Annotated in this window: 31 protein-coding genes; 12 read left to right on the top strand and 19 right to left on the bottom strand. The window is 70.1% G+C overall.

Annotated elements, in window-relative coordinates; all coding sequences use genetic code 11:
* Positions 1 to 39 precede the first annotated feature (39 nt).
* Positions 40 to 468 (top strand): cupin domain-containing protein, encoded by a 429-nt coding sequence (locus QQX04_RS13160; RefSeq protein WP_301129939.1) that lies wholly within the window; start codon positions 40 to 42, stop codon positions 466 to 468.
* 51 nt (positions 469 to 519) lie between these two features.
* Here QQX04_RS13160 and proC read toward each other — a convergent pair whose 3' ends face one another.
* The 5 genes from proC to QQX04_RS13135 form a co-directional block, all read right to left on the bottom strand.
* Positions 520 to 1,353 (bottom strand): pyrroline-5-carboxylate reductase, encoded by an 834-nt coding sequence (gene proC, locus QQX04_RS13155; protein ID WP_301129937.1) that lies wholly within the window; start codon positions 1,351 to 1,353, stop codon positions 520 to 522.
* Between the two features lie 113 nt (positions 1,354 to 1,466).
* Positions 1,467 to 2,216, bottom strand: coding sequence for an ABC transporter permease (locus QQX04_RS13150; protein ID WP_301129935.1), 750 nt, complete (start codon positions 2,214 to 2,216; stop codon positions 1,467 to 1,469).
* A complete protein-coding gene (locus tag QQX04_RS13145) occupies positions 2,213 to 2,932 on the bottom strand; it encodes an ABC transporter ATP-binding protein (RefSeq protein ID WP_301129933.1) in 720 nt (239 codons plus the stop codon). Before QQX04_RS13145 ends, QQX04_RS13150 begins: the two co-directional genes overlap by 4 nt.
* A 27-nt stretch (positions 2,933 to 2,959) precedes the next feature.
* Positions 2,960 to 3,565 carry a TetR/AcrR family transcriptional regulator gene (locus QQX04_RS13140; protein WP_301129931.1) on the bottom strand — a complete coding sequence of 202 codons (606 nt, stop codon included), beginning with the start codon at positions 3,563 to 3,565 and terminating at the stop codon, positions 2,960 to 2,962.
* The gene (locus QQX04_RS13135; protein WP_301129930.1) at positions 3,562 to 4,935 is read right to left on the bottom strand and encodes a hypothetical protein; all 1,374 of its coding nucleotides are present in this window, start codon (positions 4,933 to 4,935) and stop codon (positions 3,562 to 3,564) included. The genes QQX04_RS13140 and QQX04_RS13135 overlap by 4 nt, the downstream gene beginning before the upstream one ends.
* A 120-nt stretch (positions 4,936 to 5,055) precedes the next feature.
* Between QQX04_RS13135 and radA the strand changes: the two genes are divergently transcribed.
* Positions 5,056 to 6,453 carry a DNA repair protein RadA gene (gene radA / locus QQX04_RS13130; RefSeq protein ID WP_301129928.1) on the top strand — a complete coding sequence of 466 codons (1,398 nt, stop codon included), beginning with the start codon at positions 5,056 to 5,058 and terminating at the stop codon, positions 6,451 to 6,453.
* A gap of 64 nt (positions 6,454 to 6,517) precedes the next feature.
* On the opposite strand, the gene QQX04_RS13125 is transcribed toward radA, so the two are convergent.
* Positions 6,518 to 7,132: a hypothetical protein gene (locus QQX04_RS13125; RefSeq protein WP_301129927.1), complete on the bottom strand. Its 615-nt coding sequence runs from the start codon at positions 7,130 to 7,132 to the stop codon at positions 6,518 to 6,520.
* A gap of 59 nt (positions 7,133 to 7,191) precedes the next feature.
* Between QQX04_RS13125 and QQX04_RS13120 the strand changes: the two genes are divergently transcribed.
* The 4 genes from QQX04_RS13120 (at position 7,192) to QQX04_RS13110 (ending at position 9,688) form a co-directional block, all read left to right on the top strand.
* Complete coding sequence (locus tag QQX04_RS13120) at positions 7,192 to 8,091, top strand: HhH-GPD family protein (protein WP_301129925.1); 900 nt, start codon at positions 7,192 to 7,194, stop codon at positions 8,089 to 8,091.
* Between the two features lie 60 nt (positions 8,092 to 8,151).
* Complete coding sequence (locus QQX04_RS14650) at positions 8,152 to 8,541, top strand: NucA/NucB deoxyribonuclease domain-containing protein (RefSeq protein ID WP_367312967.1); 390 nt, start codon at positions 8,152 to 8,154, stop codon at positions 8,539 to 8,541.
* Entirely contained in the window at positions 8,538 to 9,134 is a 597-nt protein-coding gene (locus QQX04_RS13115; RefSeq protein ID WP_301129923.1) for an SMI1/KNR4 family protein, read from the top strand. The genes QQX04_RS14650 and QQX04_RS13115 overlap by 4 nt, the downstream gene beginning before the upstream one ends.
* A gap of 137 nt (positions 9,135 to 9,271) precedes the next feature.
* The gene (locus QQX04_RS13110) at positions 9,272 to 9,688 is read left to right on the top strand and encodes an Imm26 family immunity protein (protein ID WP_301129922.1); all 417 of its coding nucleotides are present in this window, start codon (positions 9,272 to 9,274) and stop codon (positions 9,686 to 9,688) included.
* Between the two features lie 291 nt (positions 9,689 to 9,979).
* Here the strand turns inward: QQX04_RS13110 and QQX04_RS13105 are convergent, their stop codons facing one another.
* Positions 9,980 to 10,996 (bottom strand): aldo/keto reductase, encoded by a 1,017-nt coding sequence (locus QQX04_RS13105; protein WP_301129920.1) that lies wholly within the window; start codon positions 10,994 to 10,996, stop codon positions 9,980 to 9,982.
* Between the two features lie 108 nt (positions 10,997 to 11,104).
* Entirely contained in the window at positions 11,105 to 11,569 is a 465-nt protein-coding gene (locus tag QQX04_RS13100; protein WP_301129918.1) for an anthrone oxygenase family protein, read from the bottom strand.
* A gap of 84 nt (positions 11,570 to 11,653) precedes the next feature.
* Here QQX04_RS13100 and QQX04_RS13095 point away from each other — a divergent pair, with 84 nt between their 5' ends.
* A complete protein-coding gene (locus tag QQX04_RS13095) occupies positions 11,654 to 12,565 on the top strand; it encodes a helix-turn-helix transcriptional regulator (protein WP_301129916.1) in 912 nt (303 codons plus the stop codon).
* 101 nt (positions 12,566 to 12,666) lie between these two features.
* A complete protein-coding gene (locus QQX04_RS13090; RefSeq protein ID WP_301129914.1) occupies positions 12,667 to 13,149 on the top strand; it encodes an SRPBCC family protein in 483 nt (160 codons plus the stop codon).
* 325 nt (positions 13,150 to 13,474) lie between these two features.
* Here QQX04_RS13090 and QQX04_RS13085 read toward each other — a convergent pair whose 3' ends face one another.
* The 8 genes from QQX04_RS13085 to QQX04_RS13050 form a co-directional block, all read right to left on the bottom strand.
* Positions 13,475 to 16,048, bottom strand: a complete 2,574-nt coding sequence (locus QQX04_RS13085) for an ATP-dependent Clp protease ATP-binding subunit (RefSeq protein WP_301129912.1) — start codon at positions 16,046 to 16,048, stop codon at positions 13,475 to 13,477.
* Between the two features lie 258 nt (positions 16,049 to 16,306).
* Complete coding sequence (gene dtd, locus QQX04_RS13080) at positions 16,307 to 16,732, bottom strand: D-aminoacyl-tRNA deacylase (protein ID WP_301129910.1); 426 nt, start codon at positions 16,730 to 16,732, stop codon at positions 16,307 to 16,309.
* Between the two features lie 34 nt (positions 16,733 to 16,766).
* A complete protein-coding gene (locus tag QQX04_RS13075; RefSeq protein WP_301129908.1) occupies positions 16,767 to 17,099 on the bottom strand; it encodes a DUF2516 family protein in 333 nt (110 codons plus the stop codon).
* A gap of 183 nt (positions 17,100 to 17,282) precedes the next feature.
* The gene (ygfZ, locus tag QQX04_RS13070; RefSeq protein ID WP_301129907.1) at positions 17,283 to 18,440 is read right to left on the bottom strand and encodes a CAF17-like 4Fe-4S cluster assembly/insertion protein YgfZ; all 1,158 of its coding nucleotides are present in this window, start codon (positions 18,438 to 18,440) and stop codon (positions 17,283 to 17,285) included.
* Between the two features lie 13 nt (positions 18,441 to 18,453).
* Complete coding sequence (locus QQX04_RS13065) at positions 18,454 to 19,005, bottom strand: heme-binding beta-barrel domain-containing protein (protein ID WP_301129905.1); 552 nt, start codon at positions 19,003 to 19,005, stop codon at positions 18,454 to 18,456.
* Between the two features lie 139 nt (positions 19,006 to 19,144).
* On the bottom strand, positions 19,145 to 19,582 hold the full coding sequence (locus QQX04_RS13060) for a DUF4395 domain-containing protein (protein WP_301129904.1): 438 nt from the start codon (positions 19,580 to 19,582) through the stop codon (positions 19,145 to 19,147).
* Positions 19,583 to 19,711: 129 nt separating this feature from the next.
* Positions 19,712 to 20,146, bottom strand: a complete 435-nt coding sequence (locus QQX04_RS13055) for a TlpA family protein disulfide reductase (protein ID WP_301129902.1) — start codon at positions 20,144 to 20,146, stop codon at positions 19,712 to 19,714.
* 12 nt (positions 20,147 to 20,158) lie between these two features.
* On the bottom strand, positions 20,159 to 20,893 hold the full coding sequence (locus QQX04_RS13050) for a hypothetical protein (protein WP_301129901.1): 735 nt from the start codon (positions 20,891 to 20,893) through the stop codon (positions 20,159 to 20,161).
* Positions 20,894 to 20,949: 56 nt separating this feature from the next.
* On the opposite strand from QQX04_RS13050, the gene QQX04_RS13045 reads away from it, so the two are divergent.
* Both QQX04_RS13045 and nhaA read left to right on the top strand, forming a co-directional pair.
* A complete protein-coding gene (locus QQX04_RS13045; protein ID WP_301129899.1) occupies positions 20,950 to 21,660 on the top strand; it encodes a response regulator transcription factor in 711 nt (236 codons plus the stop codon).
* A 116-nt stretch (positions 21,661 to 21,776) separates the two neighbouring features.
* A complete protein-coding gene (gene nhaA / locus QQX04_RS13040; RefSeq protein ID WP_301129897.1) occupies positions 21,777 to 23,096 on the top strand; it encodes a Na+/H+ antiporter NhaA in 1,320 nt (439 codons plus the stop codon).
* Positions 23,097 to 23,185: 89 nt separating this feature from the next.
* On the opposite strand, the gene nth is transcribed toward nhaA, so the two are convergent.
* On the bottom strand, positions 23,186 to 23,893 hold the full coding sequence (gene nth / locus QQX04_RS13035; protein WP_301129895.1) for an endonuclease III: 708 nt from the start codon (positions 23,891 to 23,893) through the stop codon (positions 23,186 to 23,188).
* 103 nt (positions 23,894 to 23,996) lie between these two features.
* On the opposite strand from nth, the gene QQX04_RS13030 reads away from it, so the two are divergent.
* A complete protein-coding gene (locus tag QQX04_RS13030) occupies positions 23,997 to 24,404 on the top strand; it encodes a hypothetical protein (protein WP_301129894.1) in 408 nt (135 codons plus the stop codon).
* Positions 24,397 to 25,110 carry a Crp/Fnr family transcriptional regulator gene (locus tag QQX04_RS13025; protein WP_301129892.1) on the top strand — a complete coding sequence of 238 codons (714 nt, stop codon included), beginning with the start codon at positions 24,397 to 24,399 and terminating at the stop codon, positions 25,108 to 25,110. Before QQX04_RS13030 ends, QQX04_RS13025 begins: the two co-directional genes overlap by 8 nt.
* Before the next feature lie 89 nt (positions 25,111 to 25,199).
* On the opposite strand, the gene QQX04_RS13020 is transcribed toward QQX04_RS13025, so the two are convergent.
* Both QQX04_RS13020 and sp36 read right to left on the bottom strand, forming a co-directional pair.
* Complete coding sequence (locus tag QQX04_RS13020; protein ID WP_301129890.1) at positions 25,200 to 25,670, bottom strand: RidA family protein; 471 nt, start codon at positions 25,668 to 25,670, stop codon at positions 25,200 to 25,202.
* Positions 25,671 to 25,672: 2 nt separating this feature from the next.
* Positions 25,673 to 25,825, bottom strand: a complete 153-nt coding sequence (gene sp36, locus QQX04_RS13015; protein WP_301129889.1) for a Sp36 family protein — start codon at positions 25,823 to 25,825, stop codon at positions 25,673 to 25,675.
* Positions 25,826 to 25,891: the final 66 nt, after the last annotated feature.

Here is a 25,891-nt window from a genome sequence, read left to right as displayed (position 1 = left end):
GACCCGAGCGGCCTCGCAGGTCGATGACAGGATGGGCGCATGAGCGACTACCAGGTGACAGAGCTCGGCGCCCTCGACGACTGGCGCGCACACTACGGCGGCTTCGTGCCGGACCGGTCCCGCGAGGGACGGCGAGTGGTGGACCACGAGCTGCCGATGCAGTTCATCGGCATGACGGCGAACGCCCTGGTCCCGGGCGAGGAGGCCGGGTACTGGCACACGCACGCATCGGACGAGGAGCTGTACGTGTTCCTGGGCGGCGAGGGTCAGATGGGTCTCGACGACCAGGTGGTCGACGTGCGCGCGGGGACCTGCATCCGCGTAGGCCAGGGCGTGTGGCGCACGTGGCGCTGCCTTCCGGAGAGCCCGAGCGAGCTGCGGTGGCTGTGCATTCGCGCCGATGGCGGCGAGCTTCCCCACCTGCCGGACGACGCTGAGCGCGACGAGGCTCGCCCGTCACCCTGGTGAGGGTGCCCGCGTGCGCGCCGGTGAGCGTGCGCCCGTACCGGCGAGTGCGCGTCAGCCCTGCTGAAGCTCCTCGCCCAGCACCTTCGCGCGTGCGATCGCGGCGTTGGCGCCCGCGGAGAACACGCCCTGAAGCCCTGCGGCCTCCATGGCGGCGAGCGCGGCGAGCGTGGTGCCGCCCTTGGAGCTGACCTTCGCGCGCAGCTCGGCCGGGGTCTCGCCCGACTCCTCGAGCAGTGCACCCGCACCGATCAGGGTCTGCGCGGCGAGCGCCTCGGCGAGCTCCTTGTCGAGCCCGTTCGCCATGCCTGCGGCCGCCATGGCCTCGGCGACGGCGTAGAAGAACGCGGGGCCGGAGCCGGAGACGACGGACACCCCGTCGATCTGCTCCTCGGGCACGCGGACCACCAGTCCCGCGCCGCTCAGGATCCGCTCGGACAGATCCATGTGCGCGTCGGTCGCGTGGGTTCCCGGCGAGATGGAGATCGCGCCCTTGCCCAGGCGTGCGGGCGTGTTGGGCATCGCGCGGACCACGGCGACGCCGTCGGCCAGCAGGGACTCGTAGAACGACGCGGGAAGCGCCGCGGCGGGGGTGAGGACCAGTGCGTCGGCCGGGAGGGTGGGCGCGATCTGCGCGAGCAGCGCACGCATGTCCTGCGGCTTGACCGAGGTGACCACCACGTCGGCCCCGAGGACTGCCGCCGTGGCGTCGGTGGAGGTCTCCACGCCGTACTGCTCCGCGACGGCGTCGAGGCTGTCGCCGGAACGGCCGGCTGCCACGATGCGATCAGCGGGCCAGCCCGCGCCTCGCATCGCGCCGATCACAGTGGTGCCGATGGTGCCGGCGCCGCCCAGGACGGCGACGCGGGGGAAGGTCGTCTCGCTCATGCGTCAAGGCTATCGGCGATGCCTGACGAGGGGCGTGCGGCCCGCGAGCTGCTCCGGACGCCACAAGGCCCGTCCCGCCGGGGGTTGCGGGACGGGCTTGGGGTGGGGGTTGGTCAGGGGGTGCGGCGACGCAGCGTCGTCACTCCCAGGATCAGCGAGCCGGCGATGAAGCCGATCAGGATCAGCACCTCGGGCCAGATGCCCGCGGCGTTGTCGGCGAGGATGTCGTTGATCGCGTCGATCGCGTAGCTGAGCGGCAGCACGGTGGAGATCCAGTAGAGGACGTCGGGCATGTCCTCGCGAGCCATGAAGAGGCCCGCGATCAGCAGCTGCGGCAGCAGGACCACGGGCATCATCTGGACGGCCTGGAACTCGGTCCGTGCGAGCGACGAGGCGGCGAGGCCGAGCGCGGTGCCCAGCAGGGCGTCGAGCACGATGATGAGCACGAGCGCCCACACTGGCCCTTGCACGTCGAGGCTGAGCACGTACACCGAGTAGAGGGTGAGCAGCGTGCCCTGGACGGCGGCGACGAGGCCGAACGCCATCGCGTAGCCGAGCACCACGTCGCCGCGGCGCATGGGGGAGGCCATGAGGCGCTCCATGGTGCCGGACGTGCGCTCCCGGAGCGTGGCGACCGAGGTGATGATGAACATCAGCAGCATGGGGAACAGGCCCATGAGCCGTGCGCCCAGCGGGTCGAACATGGGGGCCTGCGTCATCGGGTCGATGGTGTCGCCGAAGAGCCACCACAGCAGGGTGAGCAGGAGCATCGGGAGCACGATCAGCATCGCGATCGTGCGCTTGTCGGCGCGGAGCTGCAGGAGGACGCGGCGTGCAGTGGCCGCGGTCAGCCGGGCGTTCATGCCGCCTCCCCTCGACGGGCGAGCGCGAGGAAGGCGGACTCGGCGTCCGTCGTCCCGGTGTCCTGGGTGATCTCCTCGAGCGTGCCGTCGGCGAGGATGCGGCCCTCGCGGAGGAAGAGGAGTCGGTCGCAGCGGGTGGCCTCGTCCATGACGTGGCTCGAGACGAGGATCGTGGTGCCCTGGTCGGCGAAGTGTCGGAAGAGCTTCCAGAGGTCGTCGCGGAGGGCGGGATCGAGGCCGACGGTGGGCTCGTCGAGCACGAGCAGGTCCGGGTGGCCGAGGATGGCGGCGGCGAGCGAGACGCGTGAGCGCTGGCCGCCGGAGAGGGTGTCGACCACCTGGTCGGCCTGGTCCGCGAGGCCGACGCTGGAGATGGTGTGGGTGACGTTGTCGGCGTCGGCGCCGACGAGGGCGCCGAAGTAGGAGAGGTTCTGGCGGACGGTCAGGTCGCCGTATACCGAGGGCGCCTGGGTGACGTAGCCGACGCGGTGCCGCAGCGGGGGAGTGCCGGCGTCGAGTCCGAAGATCTTCACGTCGCCGTCGGCGACGATCTGGGCGCCGACGATCGAGCGCATGAGGGTGGACTTGCCGCCGCCTGAGGGGCCGAGCAGTCCGACGACGGCGCCGCGAGGCACCGTCAGTGAGAGGTCGTGAAGGACCTCCTTGTGGCCGCGGACCACGCGCAGACCCGTGATCTCGATCGCATTATTCTCCATGTGAGGAATTATGCTCCTTTCCACGGATCATGCAACCGGACCGAGGTCCCCCGTCAGATAGTGCTGCAGCGTCGGCCCGTACAACGCGACCAGCCGGTCACGGGACGTCTCCTCCAGTGTGGCGAAGCCGAGGACGTGGCGCGCGACGGCCAACCCGATCATCTGCGACGCCGTGAGCGACGCGCGCAGGCGCGCATCGCCCTCCTCGTAGCCGCGCTGAAGGAGCACGTGCAGCAGGACCTCGTCGAACAGCACCCCCCGCATCGCCTCGGCCACCTCGTCGAACGCGATCGCCGTGCGCAGGATCGTGCGCAGCCGCACGCCGTCGACCGGGTCCTCCCACAGCGTGAGGAACTGCTCCACGATCGCCGCGCCCAGCTCCTCCTCCGGGATCGTCGCGAACCGGGTGATGCGAGGATCGTCGGCCTGGGCGGGCCTCAGCGACTCGACGAACAGCTGCGTCTTGGAGCCGAACCAGTGCCGCACCAGCGCGGGATCCACGTGAGCCGCCCGCGCGATCGCGCGCATCGAGCTGGAGTAGCCGTCGCGGATGAAGACGTTCGCCGCCGCGGACAGGATCTCGGCGCGAGTGTCGGCGCCGGCTCCGCGAGGTCCGCGCGGCGCGGGAGTCACAGCGCGAACAGGCGGTACAGCTCCAGCACCGCGTCCTCCGGGCCCTCCGCCACCAGGACCGCGGTGCTGTTGCGCCACACGACGGCCGTAGCCTCCGCGCCGGCGACGACGGCACGCTCACCTACCTCGGTGCCCTCGCTGTCCGTGACGGGCTCGACGTCGGAGGCGTCGCCCGCGAGCGTCTCGTACGCCGCCGTGGCCGCATCCTCCGAATAGTGCTGGATCGCCCGCACCGTCACGATCGTCGTGCCATCGCTGTACTGGAGGTCGTACACCTCCGCCGCACGCTCGGGCACACCGGCCTCGATCGGATCGAGGGTCTCCACGCCCGTGAGCGCGAGCGAGCCGACCGTCGACGGCATCGCCGCGAGGAAGTCGGTGGGGTCTTCAAGCGCGATCGGCGAGACCGTTGGACCGGGCTCACCGGTCACGTGCGTCTCCGGGGGGACGACGACGGGGTCGGGGCCCAGCAGCTGCACCGCGCCGAAGGCGGCACCCGCCCAGACGGCCACGCCGAGCGCCACGAGGCCGACGATCGCGCCCACGTTCCTGCGCGGTCCCTCCTCGTCCGGGTCCGACGGGGTGGTGCCGTCACCGTCGCCGGCACCGTCGTGCTCGGTGTCGTGGTCAGCCTCGTCGTCCGTCGCGGCGGGTGCTGCGACGCGCGTCGTCTCCGCAGTGTCGTCCGAGGCCTCGTCCGGCTCGTCGGCCGACTCGGGCTCGATCTCCCGGCCCTCCTCGTCGACCATCGCGGCGATCGCGACGGCCATCGGGACGTCGGCGCCCGCCACCTCGTGCGTGGCGATGTCGTGAGGAGCCTCGGAAGCGTCGGGCTGGTCCGCGCCCGCAGCCTCGGTGGTCGGTGGGTTGACCGGAGCGAAGATCGTGCGCGGTTCGTACCGCGGCTCATAGCGCGGCGTGGGCGACTGGTCATCGTTGCCGAAGGAGCTCGCAGGCGGCGTTGCGGCCGCGCTCGGCGAGCCGGCGGACCGCGCGTGAGGCATCGGCACTCCCGCCATGGGGGTCGGCGCGCCGGAGGCTGACATGGACGCGTTCGCGATCGCGGTCTCGCCCAGCAGGTGCACGTCGTCCGGGCCCTGCGCGGCAGGGGAGATGCGGTCGTAGGGCGAGACGGGGCGGCCCGCCACCGGAGCGAACGGGATGCCGCCCGTGGTCGGCATGATCTCGTCGTTCTCGGGCGGTGTGACCGCCTCCACGATCTCGCCTACGTCCCCTTCGATCGGAGTAGGAGCGGCTGCGCGCGAGGGCGCGGGCATGGAAGGCCTGGTCGGGGCGGTCTCGCCCCTGGCCCCACCGGCCGACGGCTCGTCCGGCGTCGGCTGAGAGGCGCCCCACGTGGTGTCCGACATGGCCCCAGCCTAGGGCTTCGTGCTCCGCCGCAGCCGTTGCGTCGCGGCGTGTGGCCTGGTGTGCCGGGTGCCGGTGGGCCGACGCCGTGGATGTCTCACCCCGCGGCTACCGTGTGTGCCATGGCCGCGAAGAGCAAGAGCACCCCCGGATACCGCTGCACTGAATGCGGTTGGACGGCCGTCAAGTGGGTCGGACGATGCGGCGAGTGCCAGGCGTGGGGCACCGTCGTGGAGGCGGGGGCCTCGGCCGCAGGGCCAGCGACCAAGGCGACGGCACCCACCACGGCTGCGACCCCCATCCCTGACGTCTCTGCGGAGTCGTCGCAGCGTCGTGCCACGGGCGTGGGCGAGTTCGACCGCGTGCTCGGCGGCGGGCTCGTGCCGGGCGCGGTGATCCTGCTCGCCGGTGAGCCGGGAGTTGGCAAGTCCACTCTGCTGCTTGATGTCGCCGCGCGCGCCGCACGCTCGGGGGAGCGGGTCCTCTACGTCACCGGCGAGGAGTCAGCTGGCCAGGTGCGACTGCGCGCGGAGCGGATCGGTGCGCTCGAGCGTGGCGTGCTGCTGGCGGCCGAGACGGATCTGGGCGCCGTGCTGTCGCACATCGACTCCACCGAGCCGCACCTCATGATGGTCGACTCCATCCAGACGCTCGCCTCCGCGGAGATCGAGGGCACCGCGGGTGGCGTCGGTCAGGTGCGTGAGGTCGCGCAGTCGCTTATCCAGGCCGCCAAGACCCGAGGCATCCCCACCGTCCTCGTGGGCCACGTGACCAAGGAGGGCTCCGTCGCCGGTCCGCGGCTCGTCGAGCACCTGGTCGACGTGGTGTGCCAGTTCGAGGGCGAGCAGCACTCCGCGCTGCGGCTGCTGCGCGCCATCAAGAACCGCTTCGGGTCGGTGGACGAGGTCGGGTGCTTCCAGCTCGTGGACGACGGCATCGAGTCGGTCACCGACCCGTCAGGGCTGTTCCTGTCCCACGACGGCGCGCACGTGCCCGGCACCTGCGCCACCATCACGCTCGACGGCAAGCGGCCCCTGCCCGCGGAGATCCAGGCGCTCGTCGCGCCCTCCGCGCTCAGCAACCCTCGCCGTGCGACGTCCGGCATCGACGGCGCGCGGGTGTCGATGATCCTCGCCGTCCTTCACCGACGGGCAGGGCTCGCCGTCGCCGCCGACGACGTCTACGTCTCCACGATCGGCGGCGCCAAGGTCACCGAGCCCGCGGCCGACGTGGCGCTCGCCCTTGCGCTAGCGTCCGCGCGTCTCGATCGCCCTGTCCGCAAGGGCTTCGCTGCCGTCGGAGAGGTGGCGCTGTCCGGGGCCGTGCGGCCGGTGTCAGCGCTGTCGCAGCGGGTGGCCGAGGCGGGGCGCCTTGGGTTTCGCGACATCGTTGTGCCCGCCAGCGCGACGAACGTCAAGGCCCCCGCCGGGGTGAGGCTGCATGCGGTGTCCACGCTCGCGGAGGCCGTGCACGTAGCACTGCCCGCCGACGACCGTGAGAGGGAACCGGCGCCGTTCTAGGCGAGCCTCGCATCGGCCGGCTGCGCGTGAGGCGCGGTGGAGTGCGCCCGAAGGCGACGTGACGCTACTCGGAGAGCTGGAACTGCGCGGGCTCAGCCTCGATGCCCTGCAGAGTGAGCGTCGCCCAGTAGTAGCCCGCCTGCGTCGAGTTGGTCGAGGTACCGCACTCAGGCGCCGACCACTGGCCGTTCCAGTTGACCGAGAAGGACTCGGTGGTGTCGCCCGAAAGCAGGAAGTCGCGCTCGTTGATCGGAGAATTCGACGGGCAGTCCGCGGTCGTGTAGATCTGCGTGCTGCCCGAGGTGATCAGCAGCTCGCTGTCGGTGCCGCCCGTCGAGAGCAGGCACGAGGAGCTGCCCACGTGCGCGATCGAGACGTCGAACGCGGGGATCGAGCCGAGCGTCACGTTGAACGGGTTCGGCGTGACGGTGATCTCCACGTCGTCCACGCCGCAGGCGCGGCTCGGGTCGCCGCCGTCCGCCGCAGCGTCGGCGGTCACTGTCGCTCCGGGGGAGATGCTGGAGTCGGCGACCGGTTCCTCGGAGCCGTCACCGCTGGGAGAGGTGATCAGGAACCACGCGACCACGACCACCAGGATCAGGCCCAGGAGCACCACGAGGCGCCGTCGCCAGTACACGTTCGCGGACTGCCGTCCGACGGGATGACGCACACCGTCCATGGCTCCTCCTTCCCTCGTCACTTCACGGTAGTCACGCACGGGGCTGGAACAATGAAGCCATGCCGACCACGCCGCAACACGCACGCGACGCATCGATGGTCGACGAGGTCATCGCCTGGTTCTCAAGGGAGGCACGCGACCTGCCGTGGCGGCGCTCCGACTGCTCGCCGTGGGGCGTCCTCGTCAGCGAGATCATGCTCCAGCAGACCCCGGTCGTCCGAGTGGAACCCGTGTGGCGCGAGTGGATGGCTCGCTGGCCGACGCCCGCCGACCTGGCCGCCGCCGAGCAGGGCGACGCCGTGCGCGCGTGGGGTCGGCTCGGGTATCCGCGACGGGCCAAGCGGCTGTGGGAGTGCGCGGTCGCGCTCGTCGAGCGGCATGGGGGAGAGGTGCCGTCGGACGAGGACACGCTGCTCGCCCTGCCAGGCATCGGCGCGTACACCGCCGCCGCGGTGGCTGCCTTCGCGTTCGGGCAGCGGTCGGTGGTGCTCGACACCAACGTGCGACGCGTGATCGGGCGCGCATGGAACGGCCTCCCGCTGCCCGCGCTGCACCAGACGGTCGGCGAGCGGGCGCATGCGGCGGAGCTTGTGCCAGCCTCGCCCGAGGCGGCCGTCGCGTGGGCCGCCGGATCGATGGAGCTCGGCGCGCTCGTCTGCACTGCCCGCGCGCCCCGCTGCGGGGAGTGCCCCCTCGCGTCTGACTGCCGCTGGCTCGCCGAAGGCGCCACCGGGCTCGAGGCAGCACCCCGGCGGGTGCAGCCCTGGCACGGCACCGACCGTCAGGTGCGCGGCCGCATCATGGCGCTCCTGCGCGCCGCCCATGTGCCCGTCAATATCAGCGGCCACGCTGCGCTTGAGGACATCGAGCCCGGCCAGCTCGACTCCTGCCTGGAGTCGCTCGTGGCTGACGGGCTGGTGCGGGCAGCCGACGCGGAGCGGGGCCTGTACGTGCTTTAGCAGGGGTTAGGGCGCGACGACGCGGGCCGGATCGAGGCGTTCGAGGAGTCGCTTGCGGGAGTGGACCGTGGGGGTTCGTACTCGTACGACGCGGGCGGTCGCCTGACGGGGGTCTCGACCGATGGCGGCGACTCGGCGTCGTTCAGTCTTGACGCGTCGGGTGACACGACGCTCACGAAGTCCGAGACGCAGTCGCGCAGCTGGTGCAGGTCAGAACCGCGATGCGCAGGCGCGGCCGGCGACGAGCTGTCGTGCGACGAGTACCCTTCTGCCAGCACTGCAGAGGGCGGACCGGGGGCATCGATCAGGTGGGTCCCGGGACGGGAGCAGTCGAAGCCGGGAGGATTCATGGCGGGTTTCTACAGTGCATGCGGGAGTGTCGCCGGTGACAGGTTCGTGGTCGCTCCCATGCCGAGTGCGCCCACGATCACTTTCGTGTGCAACAAGTGACCGGGGACCTCGTCGCCGCGCTTCGGCGTTGGGAGCACCTGCTTGCCGAGGCCGGTGCGGCAATCATCCCGATCATGCGTCCGGGCCTTCCGGAAAGCCACGTGCGCTCCGTGCTGGCCGAGCTCGGCCTAGCCTCATCGGGCGAGATCATCGAGTGGTTCGGCTGGCACGACGGAGCACATTCAGATGGCGTTTCACGCTTGGCGGTCGAGATCGTTCCCGGCGGGGAGTTCAACACACTGACCAACCTCAGCGGGTGGTGCGTCCAGCAGCGCGGACTCCAGCGGCAACTCGTGCGCCAGCACTCCGAGACGGCGGACTTCTTCGAACGGCGCTGGCGATCGACGTGGTTTCCTCTGCTTCGCATGGACAAGGGCGACCTGGTCGTCGAACTGGCAGACGACCAGTTCGACTCGGGTGCGCTTCGTGTCGTGTGGTTCGACGCTGATCCTGAAGAGAGTGCACGTATTGCGTGGCCGAGCATCCATGCCTTCGTCGAGGACGTGATCTCGAGGCTCGAGTCGGGCGAGTACTGGGTAGACGGTCAGGGCATTGTGCAGGGCGACGTGATCGACTTTCCGACTCACGGATAGCGGCTGCTGGCAGGGCCTGGCAAGAGCGGTGACCGGAGAGTCCAAGGGCCGCGTCGGTCGCGTCGCTGACCTGCCTGCGGGCCTCAGCGCGGGATCTTGCTCGGGGCGAACTGGAGCTGAGAGAGGAGTGAAAGGCAGTGAAGACTCTCGAACGTGGTGACGCGTTCACGATCCCGCTCGGGGATGGCCGCCTCGGCCTCGGCCAAGCTGTAGAGGTTGGGCCTTTCGACAGCATCTACATGGTGGTGTTCGACGCCGTGTTTGCTGATGAGTCCGAGATCGTTGACCTTGCAGAGATCGTGGCGACAGCAGAGTTTCATCTGGCCGCATCTGCGGGCTCCGAGCTTGTCGAGATCGGCCGTTGGAAGGTACTCGGGAACGTGTCCGCACGTGATGATCTCCCCAGACCTGCTTTCAAGGTCGCTGTCGGTGGTCCGAGGAACTTTCACTTGGAGGACTGGGCAATGACGCGCAGGCGTCCCGCCACGCCCGAAGAGGCCCCCATCTTCCTCTGCGATCCTCGTTCTCTGCGGCCGCTGTCGAGTACGCCCTGAAGTCTCTTCTCGGCATGGAGCCATGGATCGCCGGTCTCGACGCGATGCGGTTGGACGGCCCTTCGACGCAGGAGATGTTCGGCGATGACTAGTCACCGCGTCCCCTGAGGTCGGTGACTTGGGACGTCAGTCATGACGCTGTTGCCCGCTCAACTCGAGGCTGGCGCCCGCAAGCAGAGCGTCGGCACTACGGAGTCGTCCGGCTTTGGCGGGCGTCTGTCGTTCGTGAGACTGAACCGTTCGCTCACCACGTCTGGTGACCGTCCGCCACGCAGATCGAGCCGCGCCGGCCTACAGCCACTCCGTCCCGTGCACGGCGTGGGGCTCGATCGCTTTGAGCTCGTCCGCGGTGAGCGGCGGGGCGTCGAGCGCGGCGAGGTTCCCATGCAGCTGTTCCACCGAGGAGGCGCCGATGAGCGCCGAGGTGACCCGCTCGTCGCGCAGCACCCAGGTGAGCGCCATCTGCGCGAGCGTCTGGCCCCGGCCCACCGCGATGTCGTTCAGCGCCTGCGCGCGCTCCAGGTACAGGTCGGTGATGTTCTTCTCCGACAGGAACGCAGAGTGCGTGACGCGCGAGCCCGACGGGATGCCGCCCAGGTAGCGGTCGGTGAGCAGGCCCTGCGCGAGCGGTGAGAAGACGATCGCTCCCGCACCCACGTCGCCGAGCGCGTCGAGCAGGCCGCCCTGCTCCACCCGGCGGTCGAACATGTTGTAGCGAGGCTGGTGGATCAGCAGCGGCGTCCCGAGCTCGCGCAGGATCCGCGCGGCCTCGCGGGTGCCGTGCGCGTCGTAGTTGGAGATGCCCGCGTACAGCGCCTTGCCGGAGCGCACGGCCTGGTCCAGCGCCATCATCGACTCCTCGATGGGCGTGTCAGGATCGGGGCGGTGGTGGTAGAAGACGTCCACGTAGTCGAGGCCCATGCGCGCGAGCGACTGGTCCAGGCTGGACAGCAGGTACTTGCGCGAACCGAAGTCGCCGTACGGGCCGGGCCACATCGTGTAGCCGGCCTTGGTGCTGATGATGATCTCGTCGCGGTACGGCTTAAGGTCCTCGGCGACGATGCGCCCGAAGTTGGTCTCGGCGCTCCCCGGGGGCGGCCCGTAGTTGTTCGCCAGGTCGAAGTGGGTGACGCCGGCGTCGAACGCGGCGAGGACGATCGCGCGCATCGTCTCGTACGGCTTGGTGTCGCCGAAGTTCTGCCACAGGCCGAGGCTGACGCCCGGAAGGCGCAGGCCGGAACGGCCGCAGCGGCGGTAGGTCATCGTGTCGTAGCGGGCAGCGTCGGCCACATACGGATCGTGGGTCATGCCGCCAGCCTAGCCATGCTCCCAGTAGTCCCTGAGTGCTGAGAGCGGGGCCGAATCCCGCACCCCACGACTACTGGGGCGCTTCGCGGCGCCGAGACCACGCGGCGCCTACGACAGCGCCGCGCTCACCACGAAGGCGACGACGGATCCCAGGCCCACCGTCGTGCGCGCTGAGTTCGCGCGCGTCCACGGCCGCACCCAGCCACGCCACTCGGCGTCGTCCCGGGGCGTCCACCGCTCCAGACGGTTGTTGAGCGGGATGTTGGCCGCCGCGGTGATAGCGGTCATGCCGACGGCGCCGACCGCGCCCACCGAAGCCCACCAGCCCGCATCCGGACCCGACCGGAACGCGAGCACGGCAGCGCCAGCGCCAGCGAGCAAGCCGAGCGGGAGGGTCAGGGCGAACGGCCTTGGCGCGGTGACGTTGATCGCGCGCATCGCCGACGAACCCGTTGGAGCGCCGACGTCCTTGAGCGCGGGCATGACGAAGGTGGAGAACGCTGCGAACGAACCTGCGTTGACGGCAGCGAACGCGGCCGCGGTGCCGAGGGCGACTGTGGTGAGAGCTTGCATGGGAGTGGTCCTTTCCTGTGTGCCACCAGTCCACGCGCTCGCGGCCCCTTCTCCCATGGGTGAGTGTCGCGACAGAATGGGCGGATGTCGCCCGTTGATGCCGCGCCCGGCGACGAGTGGAGCGACCCACCCGTCTTCGTGCTCCGCGCGTGCCTGGACGCGCCTGCTGCGCTCGAGCTTCACGACGCCGGCGACCTCACGATCCTCGTCGCCGAGACCGGAGGCTTTCACGTCTCTCGCGGCGATCGGCATGCCGAGGTGGCGCCCGGAGATGCGCTGCTGATGGTGGGCCGCGCCCCGTACGTGCTGGCCACTGACCCGGGGGCTGCGCTCGCCGCCCGGGTCGACGCCCAGCATGTCTGCCACAGCGTCGACGGCCGGCCCCTGAAGGACGAGTGGGCGCTCGGGATCCGCATGTGGGGGCACCGGGCCGACGCCGGAGTGCGCCTGCTCGTCGCCTCCGTCGAGGACCCGCGGCTCGCGGCGCTCGCGGCCACCCGCGTCGGCGATGACCTGCGGGTGGTCACGGGCCTGCGGACCGCGTCCAGGTATGCGGCCGCGTTGGCGGAGGAGGCAGCGTCCCCGTCGGTCGCCGACGACGACGGCGTGCTCCGGCGGCTCGCGGAGCTGGTGGCGCTGGATGCGATGCGGACTGCGACGGTGCTCCCTGCCGAAGGTGCAGGGGATCGCATGACGCGGGAGGTGGCCGCGACGGTGCGTTCTGACCTCGCCGGCGACTGGACCGTCGCATCCATGGCGGCGCGGGCGGGGATGTCTCGCTCGGCGTTCACCGCGCGCTTCTCCGCGCTCTTCGGCCAGACTCCGGGCGCCGCCCTCACCCGGTGGCGCATGGATGAGGCGGCATCGCTGCTCGCTTCCACGGACGCGACGGTCGACTCCGTCGCACGCGCGGTGGGCTACGCCGACGGGTTCGCGCTCTCGGACGCGTTCCAGCGGGTGGTCGGCGTGCGGCCCCGCGACTTCCGACGCGGTTGAACCGGGCTTTGCGACGCCCGACGCGGCTGAGCCGGGCCAGCGGCCGCGTGCTACGTTCCGAGAGAGGGCCGCATCCCCGGGCGGCCCGAGGGGAGCGGACCATGACCAAGGACGAGTGGAGCGTCGACGTCTCCGTCGACATCGAGGCCCCGGCCGACACGGTGTGGGCGATCATCACGGACCTGGACGGAGCCTCGGAGGTCATGTCCGGGATCCTCAAGGTGGAGAGGCTGGGCGGCCCAAACGGCTACGAGGTGGGCACGCGCTGGCGTGAGACGCGGAAGATGTTCGGCAAGGAGGCGACCGAGGACATGGAGGTCGCCTCGGTCGACGCGCCAAGGTCGACGACCGTCGTCGCGCACAGCCACGGCGCGGACTACGTCTCGGGCTTCACTGTGGAGCCGTTGGCCTCCGGCACGCGACTCACCATGCGCTTCACCGGCAGCCCCAGCGCCGACGCCTCAGGATTCTCACGGTTCATGGCGAAGCTGACTGCGCCGCTGGGTGCCTCCGCGACGCGCAAGGCGATGCAGACCGACCTGAACGAGATCAAGTCGGCCGCGGAATCACGCGCCGCCATCTGAACGGGAGCCCGCCCCAACCCCACCCCGCTACCTGCTCGCGATGCTTCCTGGCAGTACATGAGTGCCGGGAACCGACGCGAAACCGGCACTCATGTACTGCCAGCGCGCAGACGTTGGGCCAAGGAGTGGTGGAACTTCGCGAATGTGTGCGACGAGCGCGACGCGACGCCGTTTCTGTGGAAGCGGCGCGCTATCGGCGGGCCGCGGTGCATCGCGTCGCTGAACGACGTAGCGGCCCGCCCTCCCGCGTGCACGACGAAGGCCCGCCACCCCCTGAGGGGCGACGGGCCTTCATGAAGCCGGAGCCTGGCGGTGAAGCCAGAGGCTAGGAGGCGTCTCCGCGGTGCGACTCGACGTCCGAGCCCTCGGCCTTGTGGTCGGTCATGTCCTGCGCGGAGCCGACGATCGCCTCAGCGGTCGGCTCGCCGGTCACGTCGTCCTTGTCGAGTCCCTCGAAGGTGAACTCGCCGAGGATGCCCTCGCCCTGCGCGTCGACGCGGACGATCTGACCCGAGACGAGCTCGCCGAACAGGATCTTCTCGGACAGCGTGTCCTCGATCTCCCGCTGGAGGGCGCGACGCAGAGGACGGGCACCGAGGACCGGGTCGTAGCCCTTCTCCGCCAGCAGCGCCTTGGCCGCCGGGGTGAGGACGATGCCCATGTCCTTGTCCTTCATGCGCTCGTCGAGGCGGGCGACCATGAGGTCCACGATCTGGATGATCTCGTCCTGGCTGAGCTGCGGGAACACCACCGTGTTGTCCACACGGTTGAGGAACTCGGGGCGGAAGTGCTCCTTGAGCTTGGTGTTCACCAGGCTCTGCATCTCCTCGTACGTCTGGCCACCCTCGCGCTGGACCGAGAAGCCCGTCGCCTGGCGGCGCGAGATCGCGTCCGCACCGAGGTTGGTGGTCATGATGATGATGGTGTTCTTGAAGTTCACCTCACGGCCCTGGGCGTCGGTGAGCTTTCCATCCTCGAGGATCTGCAGCAGCGAGTTGAAGATGTCCGGGTGGGCCTTCTCCACCTCGTCGAACAGGACGACGGAGAACGGCTTGCGGCGGACCTTCTCGGTGAGCTGGCCGCCCTCCTCGAAGCCGACGTAGCCGGGAGGCGCACCGAACAGTCGAGCCACAGTGTGCTTCTCGCCGTACTCGGACATGTCGAGCGAGATCAGCGCGTCCTCGTCGCCGAACAGGAACTCGGCGAGCGTCTTGGCGAGCTCGGTCTTTCCGACACCGGTCGGGCCGGCGAAGATGAACGAGCCTCCGGGACGCTTCGGGTCCTTCAGGCCTGCACGGGTACGGCGGATCGACTGGGAGAGGACCTTGATGGCCTGCTCCTGACCGATGATGCGCTTGTGCAGCTCCTCCTCCATGCGCAGGAGGCGGCCGGACTCGTCGGACGAGACGCGGGTGACCGGGACGCCGGTGGACATCGAGAGGACCTCGGCGATCAGGTCCTCGTCCACGACGGCGGCGACGTCGAGGTCGCCGGACTTCCAGGCCTCCTCCTTGGAGGAGCGCTCCTCGGTGAGGCGACGCTCCACGTCACGCAGCGACGCGGCCTTCTCGAAGTCCTGCTCGTCGATCGCGGACTCCTTGTCGCGACGCACGTTCGCGATCTTCTCGTCCAGGTCGCGCAGCTCGGGCGGCGACGTCATGCGGCGGATGCGCAGGCGTGCGCCTGCCTCGTCGATGAGGTCGATCGCCTTGTCCGGCAGGAAGCGGTCGGAGATGTAGCGGTCGGCCATCTGCGCGGCGGCGACGATCGCGTCGTCGGTGATGGTGACGCGGTGGAACGCCTCGTAGCGGTCGCGGAGGCCCTTGAGGATCTCGATGGCGTGCGACAGCTCCGGCTCCGGCACCTGGATGGGCTGGAAGCGGCGCTCGAGCGCGGGGTCCTTCTCGACGTGCTTGCGGTACTCGTCGAGCGTGGTGGCGCCGATGGTCTGCAGCTCGCCGCGGGCCAGCATGGGCTTGAGGATCGAGGCGGCGTCGATCGCGCCCTCGGCGGCTCCGGCACCGACGAGGGTGTGGATCTCGTCGATGAACAGGATGATGTCGCCGCGGGTGCGGATCTCCTTGAGGACCTTCTTGAGGCGCTCCTCGAAGTCACCGCGGTAGCGGGAGCCGGCGACCAGCGAGCCGAGGTCGAGCGTGTAGAGGTGCTTGTCCTTGAGGGTCTCGGGCACGTCGCCGCGCACGATCGCTTGGGCGAGGCCCTCGACGACGGCGGTCTTGCCGACGCCGGGCTCGCCGATGAGGACGGGGTTGTTCTTGGTGCGGCGCGACAGGACCTGCATGACGCGCTCCTGGATCATCTCGCGCCCGATGACCGGGTCGAGCTTTCCTTCGCGCGCGGCCTGCGTGTAGTTGCGGCCGAACTGGTCGAGCACGGTCGAGCCGGCGGGCGTGCCCTCGGCAGGACCGGAGCCTGCGCCGGCGGCAGCGGGCTCCTTGCCTTCGTAGCCGGAGAGCAGCTGGATGACCTGCTGGCGCACTCCGCCGAGGTCGGCGCCGAGCTTGTTCAGCACCTGCGCTGCGACGCCCTCGCCCTCGCGGATGAGGCCGAGCAGGATGTGCTCGGTGCCGATGTAATTGTGTCCGAGCTGCAGCGCCTCACGCAGCGACAGCTCGAGGACCTTCTTGGCGCGCGGCGTGAAGGGGATGTGGCCGGAGGGGGCGTGCGAGCCCTCGCCGATGATCTCCTGCACCTGCTCGCGGACGCCGTTGAGGGAGATGTCCATGGCCTCGAGAGCCTTGGCTGCGACGCCCTCGCCCTCACGGACCAGGCCGAGCAGGATGTGCTCCGTCCCGATGTAGTTGTGGTTGAGCATGCGCGCCTCTTCCTGCGCAAGCACCACGACGCGACGGGCTCGATCGGTGAACCGCTCGAACATGTGTACCTCCCAAGAGTCGTCCGGCCGAGGCCGGGATACGCGGCTCCTCCCGCGGTGGCGAGGGGCCGGCTGCGCCGAGACTGGTCCCGGAGCGCTTCCAGGCTAACCAGCGAGGGGGGCACCGAATGCCCATGTTCGCCAGGGGCGTGATGCTGTTCACCCGCAGGAAACACGGGGTGTGACGGGCGCCTCAGACTGGGTCGGCGGGGCGTGCGCCCCAAATGCGCCGAATGCGGACCAGGAGGTTGAGGATCACGCTCAGGCTTCGACGATGATCGTGATCGGCCCGTCGTTGACGAGCTCGACCTTCATGTCCGCGCCGAAGACGCCGGTCCCGACCTCGAGCCCGCGGCCCCGCAGGGACTCGACGACGGCGTCGACCAGAGGCTCGGCGACAGGGCCTGGTGCAGCCTGGTTCCAGGTGGGGCGGCGACCCTTGCGCGTGTCCGCATACAGGGTGAACTGCGACACGACGATGACCGGCGCACTCTCGTCGAGCACGGACCGCTCGTCATCGAGGATGCGCAGGTCGGCGATCTTGCGGGCGATCAGGTCCACCTGCTCGGCGCCGTCGTCGTGGGTGACGCCTACGAGCGCGACGATGCCCTGACGGTCGAAGGAGGCGGTGACCCGACCGTCGACCGTGACGGACGCGCGGGACGCGCGCTGGAGGACCGCCCTCACTGGGCGACGCTCGCCGAGACCAGGGAGCGGAGGCTCACCAGGTACCGCCCTTGGGGCCGGAGCCCGGACGGTGGTGAGGGGCGACCTTCACGCGCACCTCGACGAAGTACACGATCACGGCGCCGATCGAGATGATCCCCAGGAAGCCGATGATGCCGCCGCCGCGGCCGATGGGCGGCGGGACGGAGATGAACGCGATGAGCGTCGCGACGGCGAGGATCGCCAGCCAGATCGTCTTGGTCTGCTTGCCCGCGGCCACGTACGCCGAGTTGGAGTACTTCGCCGCGTCCACGAGTGCCCAGATCGAGCCGACGAGCGCGCCGAGCGACAGGACGAACACGACTGAGCTCTGAAGGAAACCGAACACGTATGACTCCTCGTGGGGACGGGCGGCGGGCGACGCGCACCACGGTAGCGCAGCGCCTCGCCGGGGGGAACGACGCGGGGTCGCCCGGTCGGGGTGGGTCGGGCGCGATCATCACGTGCCCGGAGGGAGACCGTCAGGTACCCGGAGGGAGACCGTCAGGTACCCGGACGACGCGGGTGGCGGTCAGGCGGGCATGTCTCCGCCGTCGGCGGCGCAGCCCTTGCCCATGAGTAGGCCCTTCATGGTGGGGCCCACCTTGGGCGGGCGGTCGGCGCTGAAGCCGTCGGCGTTCACGATCAGCTCCTGGGCTGCGCTGAGAGGACCGCCGTCGGACGGCACGACGAGGGTGGCCGACGGGTCGGTCGAGCGCTTGAGGATGGCCAGCGCGATGGGCCCGAGCTCGTGGTGGCGCGAGACGGAGGTGACGTGGCCGGCGACCTTCGCGTCGTCGCCCTCGCCGATCATGACCTCGGCGCCCAGCTCAGGCAGGGCGTGGGCGGACCCGTCCAGGTGCAGGAGCGTGAGACGACGCGGCGGCCGCCCGACGTTGTGGACCTTCGCGACCGTCTCCTGGCCGCGGTAGCAGCCCTTGTGCAGGTGCACGGCGGTGCGGAGCCAGTCGAGCTCATGGGGGAGCGTGGCGCCGTCGACCTCGGCGGCGGCGCGGGGGCGGTAGGCCTCGATGCGGAGCGCCTCGCTGGCCCAGGTGCCGGCGAGCGTCCAGCCGGCGGCGAGCCGCGAGTCGACCTCGGAGTCGAGCGACGCGCGCGGGACGATCACGAGCCGCCACGCACGCATCGAGCCGGGATGGGTCGAGGTGTCGGCTGCGTAGGTGGTGCCTCCGGCGGCCACGTCGGGCCACGGATCCACCCATGTGACGGGCTCACCCTCGGCGGCGGGCGCGCGCACGGCCTCGCCGAGCGCCGCCCACTCGGAGGTGACGTCGGACACCTCGACGCGCAGCATGAAGCGCATCCGGTCCAGGAAGGTCGAGAGGCCCTCGGGGGTCTCGGTGATCAGCCACGTCGTCTCGCCGTCGTCCACCGCGGAGGCGACGTGCTCGATCCGGCCCTGCGGGCTGAGGATCATCAGCTCGGTCGAGACGCCGGGGGCGAGAGAGGTGACCTCCTGCGTGGTCAGCGAGTTCAGCCATGACAGCCGGTCGGGACCGGTGACGGTGACGATGCCGAGGTGAGACTGGTCGACGACGGCGCGTCCCTGTGCGAGCGCACGCTGCTCCGCCGTCGGATCGCCGTAGTGCCAGGCGACGCCGGCATCCAGGCCGGTCGCCTCGACGGCGCCATGGCGCGCGAGAAGGGGGCTGGTCGTGGTGGTGCTCATGAGAGAGGAACGCTCAGGACTCGTCGGACGATTCCGCGTCGACCCGGGACATGCGTGCGGCGGCGTAGGACTGCAGCTCCTGGCCGAACGCGGCCATGTCCCACGCCCACATGAGCTCGCCCTTGACGTTGCCGTACATGCGGGTGGCTCCGCGCACCTCGGGGCCGCTCTCGGTGGACGCGATGAAGCGCGTCGCCAGATCGACGCGCCCGTTGCCGACAGCTCCCATGTAGGCGGAGATCACGCCGGAGGCCTCCGTCATGATGACCTCGAGCGGGTGCTGGAAGTCCTGCAGCTCGACGCCCTCGGGCGCCTGCGGCGCGACGCGCCAGAAGCCGGACTCGACCTGCCACACCTGGCCTGCCTCGCCGTCGGGCCCCATGAGGCTGATCGACGAGGAGTAGGTGAGGTACGGGCCGCCGTCGTGGTCGAAGGTGGCGCGCTGGCGGAAGGCCGACGCCTCGATGCCGGGGTAGGAGAGCTCTCCGGAGCCCTCCCATTCGCCGACGAGCCAGGCAAGCGGGTAGACCTCGGGCGCGAGGCCGTCAGGAAGAGTGAAGGTCAACGATTTCCATCCTTCAGCAGACGGTAGGCGACGATGCCGACAACCCACGCGGTGGCGGCGAAGCCGAGCACCGCGAGGATGGTGAAGATGAGCCCCAGCGCTGTCATGCAGTCATCCTAAGACGAAAGGGAGGGCCGGGTCAGGCGCGGCGGGTCGCGCGCGTCGCGAGCAGGTAGACCTCGCAGCCCATGCAGAAGTCGAACACCGCGTTGAGGAACGAGGCGAGCACCACGAAGCCGATCGCGATGTAGAAGCCGAGCACCACGTTCAGCCCGAGGAACACGATGGCGAGGATCGAGAAGCCGAGCCCCACCTGCTGTGCGAACCGTGGGGCGCGGAACGACTCGGTCTCGGCCGGGGGATCGAGGCGCGGACGCACCCACTTCTGGAAGATCGCGGACTGCACGGTGGCCTGGGGGCCGACGATCGCGCCGGGGAGGAACAGGGCGGCCAGCAGGAAGGCGAGCACCAGTCCGACGCTGTTGGCGCCGATCACGATGGTGGCGACGGCGACGACGAGGGTGACGGCGGCGCCGAAGCGCGGGCCGCGCGGGTCGATGCGGATGTCCTTGGCCATGGGGATTCCTCCGGGGGTGGGGGATCGGGGTGCCTCACGGCACGTGCGGAGATTCTACGGGGAGAGGTGGGTAGGGCGTCATGCCCTGGCAGGTATGCGTGCCGGCGCCAGGTCGATGCCGCCGACCGGTCAGATGGCGTACTCGGAGTCGGCGGGCGGCGTCGCGTCGATCGCCTCGCGCGCCTGAGCCTCGGTGGGCGCGCCGGAGATGCGGGCGACCACGACGCCGTTCGTGTCGAGCACGAGCGTGGTGGGCGTGCGCATGATGTCGAGCTCGCGAGCGAGGTCGAGACGCTCGGACGCGTCGATGCCGATGTGGGAGACGCCCTCGTACTCCTCGGCGACGCGCTTCAGGAGCGTCCGCGTGGGAGGGCACTTCGCGCACACCGGGGTGGAGAACTGCACGAAGGTGGCGCGGTAGCCGCGCGGCGCTCCCAGCACCGCCGGTGTGAGCGCGCCGGGGATCTCCACGCGGGTCACACGGCCCTGACGACGCGCCCACCACCAGTAGGCGAGGGACGCGACCGCGAGCAGCGCGAGCACGATGAGGACGCGGACGAGCAAGGGGGACCTCCGTCAACCGATGAGCAGGCGTCCCGCAAGATAGACGAGCACGCCGGCGATAAGAACGGGCGCGATGGCCGACGCTATTCCCGCCCACCGCGTGCGGGTGCGGGGCTCGCGCCGGTACAGCTCCGTCATCAGCACGACGGTGGCGCCCGTCAGGAGGCCGACGAGCACGCCGCCGTACCAGCTGAGCGAGACGAAGAGGAGGCCCATCGCCGCGCCCGCGCCTGCTCCCAGCAGGAAGGTGAGGAACGTGTTCACGCCTGGGCGCTGCGTCGCCGTGGAGAACACTGCCGCCATCGCGAGCGTCACGGCCCCGGCGACGATGAGGTCCTCGGAGCCGGGCGTGCGGACCGACGCGATCCACGCGGAGCCGGCCGTCGCGATCGCGCCGCCGGCGGCGGTGCCCGCGACGGCGTTCAGGACGTGGCCGCGCGGCGACGGCAGGAACACCTCGGCGATGAGGGACGCGATCGTGATCGCGGCCAGCGCGATCACGATGTACCGCAGATAGGGCTCGTTGCGGCCGATCGCGACCGCCACGATCGCGACCGCTCCGCCGCCGCCGACGATGGCGGTGGTGGTCCACTGACGGCCCATGTGGACCAGCGAGGACCAGCCGATCGACATCGCGAGGGCGAGCACCAGGATGGCGAGCGCGAGGTAGCGGGCGCCCAGGTAGCCAGAGCCGGCCACCACCGCTGCGGCGACGGCAGTGATCGACGCGCGGGTGGTCGGAGCCATGGTGGTTAGTCTGTCACGCGCTGCGCCGCTACAGTAAAGCCAGTCGGGAGGTGGCGATGGCAGACCTGCTTGTCCTCACTCCGTCGGGAGACGGGGCGGGTGCGGTCCTGCCTGCGCTCTCGCTCCTCAGCCACCGTACCCGCGTCGTGGAGCCCGAACCAGCCGCGATGCTCGACGCGATGGACGCCGACGTCCTCGTGGTCGATGCACGGAACGACCTGGCTGAAGCACGCAACAACTGCAAGCTCGTCCAGGTCACCGGTGTCACGGTCCCCCTCCTGCTCGTCCTTCGCGACGGAGGCATGTCGATCGTCACGAGCGAGTGGGGAGCCGACGACGTCGTGCTCGCCGACGCGTCCCCGGCCGAGGTCGAGGCCAGGATCCGCCTCCTCATGGGACGCGCCAGCTCCCAGGACCCCCTCGAGAAGGCCGCCGAGTTCTCCTCGGGCGAGCTGACCGTGGACGTGGGCGGCTACACCGCGCGCCTCAAGGGAGTGCCGCTCGACCTCACCTACAAGGAGTTCGAGCTCCTCAAGTACCTGATGCAGCACCCCGGCCGCGTCTACACGCGCGACCAGCTCCTGCAGGAGGTGTGGGGCTTCGACTACTACGGCGGCACCCGCACCGTGGACGTCCACGTCCGGCGCTTGCGCGCCAAGCTCGGTGCGGAGCACGAGCAGCTGATCGGCACCGTCCGCAACGTCGGCTACCGCTTCGACCCGCCCGCCCCCGCCCCGGCGGACAAGGAACAGACGGCCTCCAAGTAGCGTTGCGGTAGGCAGCGCCGCAGCCTGATCTCATCCTCGAGCAGGACGTCGGCACGCCCTGGTGCTGAGTACTCTGGACTCGGTTCCCCGACTTCCCCAACGAGGAGACTGACTGCATGTCGCACAAGCCCGAACGGCTCTTCTCACGGCTCACGCCGTCGACGGAGCGCACCCTCGCCGACATTCTTCGGACCGAGCGTGCGGGAGGAATCCTCCTGCTGATCGGCACAGTCGTCGCTCTGGTCTGGGCCAACTCGATGTGGGCGGACTCGTACGAGTCGATCAAGGACTTCCACTTCGGGCCTGAGGCGCTCCACCTGAACCTGTCGGTCGAGGACTGGGCCAAGGATGGCCTCCTCGCCATCTTCTTCTTCGTCGTCGGACTCGAGCTCAAGCGCGAGATCGTCGCTGGCGAGCTGCGCAAGCCCTCCTCGGCGATCGTGCCGATCGTCGCCGCAGTCGGCGGCATGGCCGTGCCCGCCATCCTGTACACGGTGGTCAACCTGCAGGACAACGGCTCGTTCGACGGCTGGGCGGTGCCGACGGCGACTGACATCGCCTTCGCGGTCGCTGTCCTCTCCGTGGTGGGTCGATGGCTTCCGAACGCGCTGCGCGCGTTCCTGCTGACGCTCGCCGTGGTCGACGACCTGCTGGCGATCATCATCATCGCCGTCTTCTTCACGGACGAGATCCACTTCCAGTGGCTCGCCGCCGCCGTCGCCTGCATCGCGATCTTCGGGTTCCTCGCCTACAAGCGGATCACCTACTGGTGGCTGCTCATGCCGATCGCGATCGCCGCCTGGGCGTTCATGCACGCGTCGGGCATCCACGCGACCATCGCGGGCGTCGCGCTCGGAATGATGGTTCCCGCCCTGCGCGGCAAGGGCGAGAAGCACGCGCTGGCCGAGCACTGGGAGCACAAGTGGCGCCCCGTGTCGGCGGGCTTCGCCGTCCCGGTCTTCGCCCTGTTCGCTGCAGGCATCGCGATCTCCGGCGACGCGATCGCAACTGCTGTGTCCGACCCCGTCGCTCAGGGTGTCGTCGTCGGCCTCGTGATCGGCAAGCCGCTAGGAATCCTTCTGGCCACCTGGCTCGTCGCCACCTTCACGAATGCCAAGCTCGACCGAGGGCTCAACTGGCTCGACGTGCTCGGGGTCTCGTTCCTCGCCGGAATCGGGTTCACAGTGTCGCTGCTCATCGGTGACCTCGCCTTCGACGGCGAGAGGGTCGCCGAGGTCAAGATGGCGGTCCTCTCCGCCTCGCTGCTCGCCGCGATCATCGGGTCGGCCATGCTTGCGTGGCGCGACAGGTTCTACCGGAAGCTCTACGAGTCCCGCTCGAACCCCGTCGTCGGCCACGACCGCATGGGAGACGCGCACGAGCTCGCCGCCGAGATCGGTGGCAGCGTCGACGAGTCGAGCAAGAAGGAAGACTAGCACTAGCGTCGGCCCGACGGCCCCGCGACGCGGGGCCGCGCCGCCGGCTCTCTCCGAGGTGAATCGCCGCAGGGGTGAGGAGCGGACTCTTAGGACGAGCCGTTGCGCACCTTCGCGCCCGGCGCCGTGGGGCACAGCGCAGCGATCTCGCACGACCCGCAGTCGGGTTTGCGCGCGGTGCACCGGCGGCGCCCGTGGAAGATGACCCGGTGCGACCACAGCGTCCACTCGCGTCGCTCGATCAGCGCCATCAGGTCACGCTCGACGACCACCGGGTCCTCGTTCACGGTCAGCCCGAGCCGACGCGCGAGCCGACCCATGTGGGTGTCGACGGTGATCCCCGGCACGTCGAACGCGTTGCCGAGCACCACGTTCGCGGTCTTCCGTCCCACGCCCCTCAGCGTCACCAGGTCCTTCAGGCGGCCGGGCACCGCGCCGTCGTACCGCTCGACGATGTCGCGGCTGAGCCCCAGGAGCGACTCCGCCTTCGCCCTGTAGAACCCGGTCGGCTTGATCAGTGCCTCCAGCTCGTCCCGATCGGCGCCGGCCATCGCCGTCGCGTCCGGGTAGCGCGCGAAGAGTCCAGGGGTCACCTGGTTGACCCGCACGTCGGTGCACTGCGCGGACAGGACGGTCGCCGCGAGCAGCTGGAAGGGAGTCCCGTAGTCCAGCTCGCAGTGCGCATCCGGGTACACGTCGGCAAGCGCCCGATTGATCGCCCGCGCCCTCCTGACGAGCGCGAGAGGAGGCTCGGAGGCCCCCGACGAGGCGACAGTGAGAGGCGTGCGGCGAGGCATGGCGACAACCCTAGGCGACCCTCAAGCGAACCGGTGCGGCGACCGATAGACGGGTGGTCAGGAAACGGCCGAGACCTCGTCCTTGAAGTCCCTAGGGGGTGACGTGAGCACCATGGCGTCCGCAGAGCGGATCGCGGAGCTGCGACAGCGGCGACGCGACATCCGCCGCGAGGTGGCACGCGTCCGATGGTGGAGGCGCCTCGTCGCCGCCCGTCGCGAGCTGTCGATCGCTGCTCTCGCCCGCCCAGGAGGCGTCGAGCAGCTCGACCTGGACGACCTCTGGGAGGCCCTCGCCGCCGACGCGCCGAGCTCAAGAGAACTCGCCGATGCGGTGTGGCCCGAGAGAGGAGCCGTCGCGCCCGGTAGCATCGAGGAGTTGGACAATCTCGACGCACGGCTCGAGTCCTATGAGGCACGAGTCGCGAAGAACCTGGAGACGGTGACGGCATTGATGGTCAAGGCGATGGGTGAGGCACACCGGCGCGATGTCGCGGAGCGCCGCTATGCCTGAGGCACCCCAGGGCTCGGCCCACACCCCGCGTGAGGAGCAGCTGCTCCGTTCGTCCCCGCTGTTCGGGGGGATGGACTCGGCGAGCGCCCGCTCTCTGATCGCGCAGATGATCCGCCGCGAGTACTCCAAGGGCCAGACGATCTTCAACGAGGGCGACGAAGGCCACGCGATGTACATCATCGTCAAGGGCAAGGTGAAGCTCGCCCGCACCGCGCGCGACGGCCGCGAGAACCTCCTCGGGCTCCAGGGTGTCGGCGACATGGTCGGGGAGCTTTCCGTCTTCGACCCGGGGCCCCGCCTGTCGCGTGCGCATGTCGTCGAGGAGTCGGTCCTCTACGAGCTCCCGAAGGAGACGCTCGACGCGTGGCTCGACGAGCACCTCGACATGTCCCGCCACCTGCTGCGCGCGCTCGCCCAGCGCATCCGCCGCACCACGAACACGATGGCGGACCTCGTCTTCTCTGACGTGCCGGGTCGTGTCGCCAAGGCGATCCTGGACCTCGGACACCGTTTCGGTCGCATGGAGCGCGGACACGTCACCGTGCGTCACGGTCTCACCCAGGAGGAGCTCGCCCAGCTCGTGGGCGCCTCGCGCGAGACGGTCAACAAGGCCCTCGCCGACTTCGCGTCGCGTGGATGGATCGACGTCCACATCGGCTCGGTCGAGGTGTACGAGCCCGACAGGCTCCGCGCCCGCTCCCGCTGAGTCGGGCCCGTTCTCGCTGAACTGCGCCTCTCGCTGGACTGCGCCTCGCCACCGCACCTCGACAGAGGGCGGCCGGTGAGGTCGGGGCGCTAGTGGCGGACCGCCACCACGATCTCGACCTCCACGGGTGCGCCCAGCGGCAGCGCGGCCACGCCGACGGCCGACCTGGCATGGCGACCTGACTCACCGAACACGTCGACCATCAGCGCCGACGCGGCGTTGAGGATCGCGGGCTGCTGGGTGAACTCCGGCGCGGATGAGACGAAGCCGGTGACCTTCACGACCGACTCGATCGAGTCGAGGCCGCCCGCAGCCTGCGCCGCCGCGGCGAGCGCATTGAGCGCCGCGGCGCGGGCACACTCGGCGGCGCGCTCAGGCGTCACATCGTCAGAGCGCTGGCCCACGTGGCCCGTCGCCAGCAGGGCGCCGTCCACGAACGGGAGCTGGCCGGACGTGTAGACGAGGTCGCCATGCCGCAGGGCCGGCACATAGGTGCCGACCGGGATGGCCACCTCGGGCAGGGTGAGGCCGAGGGCTGCGAGACGCTGGCTGGCGCTCACGGTCAGGCCTTCGGCCGCTTCATGTAGGCGACGAGGCCACCGGTCGGTCCGGTGACCACCTGGACCAGCTCCCAGCCGTCCTCGCCCCACTGGTCGAGGATCTGCTTGGTGGCATGATCGATGAGCGGAACTGTTGCGTACTCCCACGAGGTCATGCGCTCGAGCCTATCCCCTGTGCAACACATCCGAGGCGTGGATCGTTGTGGGGGCAACGTAAGGTT

Source organism: Demequina zhanjiangensis (assembly GCF_030418315.1).
GTDB classification, from domain to species: Bacteria; Actinomycetota; Actinomycetes; order Actinomycetales; family Demequinaceae; genus Demequina; species Demequina zhanjiangensis.
The sequence above is the reverse complement of the archived record's forward strand: the minus strand, read 5'-3'. Positions and strand labels throughout refer to the sequence as shown.

Coding starts and splice junctions, on each gene's coding strand:
- radA (WP_301129928.1), top strand. CDS start 5,056: ATGGCCGCGAAGAGCAAGAGCACCCCCGGATACCGCTGCACTGAATGC.
- nth (WP_301129895.1), bottom strand. CDS start 23,893: ATGCCTCGCCGCACGCCTCTCACTGTCGCCTCGTCGGGGGCCTCCGAG.
- QQX04_RS13120 (WP_301129925.1), top strand. CDS start 7,192: ATGCCGACCACGCCGCAACACGCACGCGACGCATCGATGGTCGACGAG.
- sp36 (WP_301129889.1), bottom strand. CDS start 25,825: ATGACCTCGTGGGAGTACGCAACAGTTCCGCTCATCGATCATGCCACC.
- ygfZ (WP_301129907.1), bottom strand. CDS start 18,440: ATGAGCACCACCACGACCAGCCCCCTTCTCGCGCGCCATGGCGCCGTC.
- QQX04_RS13105 (WP_301129920.1), bottom strand. CDS start 10,996: ATGACCCACGATCCGTATGTGGCCGACGCTGCCCGCTACGACACGATG.
- QQX04_RS13150 (WP_301129935.1), bottom strand. CDS start 2,216: ATGAACGCCCGGCTGACCGCGGCCACTGCACGCCGCGTCCTCCTGCAG.
- proC (WP_301129937.1), bottom strand. CDS start 1,353: ATGAGCGAGACGACCTTCCCCCGCGTCGCCGTCCTGGGCGGCGCCGGC.
- QQX04_RS13160 (WP_301129939.1), top strand. CDS start 40: ATGAGCGACTACCAGGTGACAGAGCTCGGCGCCCTCGACGACTGGCGC.
- QQX04_RS13145 (WP_301129933.1), bottom strand. CDS start 2,932: ATGGAGAATAATGCGATCGAGATCACGGGTCTGCGCGTGGTCCGCGGC.
- QQX04_RS13125 (WP_301129927.1), bottom strand. CDS start 7,132: ATGGACGGTGTGCGTCATCCCGTCGGACGGCAGTCCGCGAACGTGTAC.
- QQX04_RS13050 (WP_301129901.1), bottom strand. CDS start 20,893: ATGGCTCCGACCACCCGCGCGTCGATCACTGCCGTCGCCGCAGCGGTG.
- QQX04_RS13085 (WP_301129912.1), bottom strand. CDS start 16,048: ATGTTCGAGCGGTTCACCGATCGAGCCCGTCGCGTCGTGGTGCTTGCG.
- nhaA (WP_301129897.1), top strand. CDS start 21,777: ATGTCGCACAAGCCCGAACGGCTCTTCTCACGGCTCACGCCGTCGACG.
- QQX04_RS13135 (WP_301129930.1), bottom strand. CDS start 4,935: ATGTCGGACACCACGTGGGGCGCCTCTCAGCCGACGCCGGACGAGCCG.
- QQX04_RS13095 (WP_301129916.1), top strand. CDS start 11,654: ATGTCGCCCGTTGATGCCGCGCCCGGCGACGAGTGGAGCGACCCACCC.
- QQX04_RS13060 (WP_301129904.1), bottom strand. CDS start 19,582: ATGGCCAAGGACATCCGCATCGACCCGCGCGGCCCGCGCTTCGGCGCC.
- QQX04_RS13090 (WP_301129914.1), top strand. CDS start 12,667: ATGACCAAGGACGAGTGGAGCGTCGACGTCTCCGTCGACATCGAGGCC.
- QQX04_RS13045 (WP_301129899.1), top strand. CDS start 20,950: ATGGCAGACCTGCTTGTCCTCACTCCGTCGGGAGACGGGGCGGGTGCG.
- QQX04_RS13100 (WP_301129918.1), bottom strand. CDS start 11,569: ATGCAAGCTCTCACCACAGTCGCCCTCGGCACCGCGGCCGCGTTCGCT.
- QQX04_RS13025 (WP_301129892.1), top strand. CDS start 24,397: ATGCCTGAGGCACCCCAGGGCTCGGCCCACACCCCGCGTGAGGAGCAG.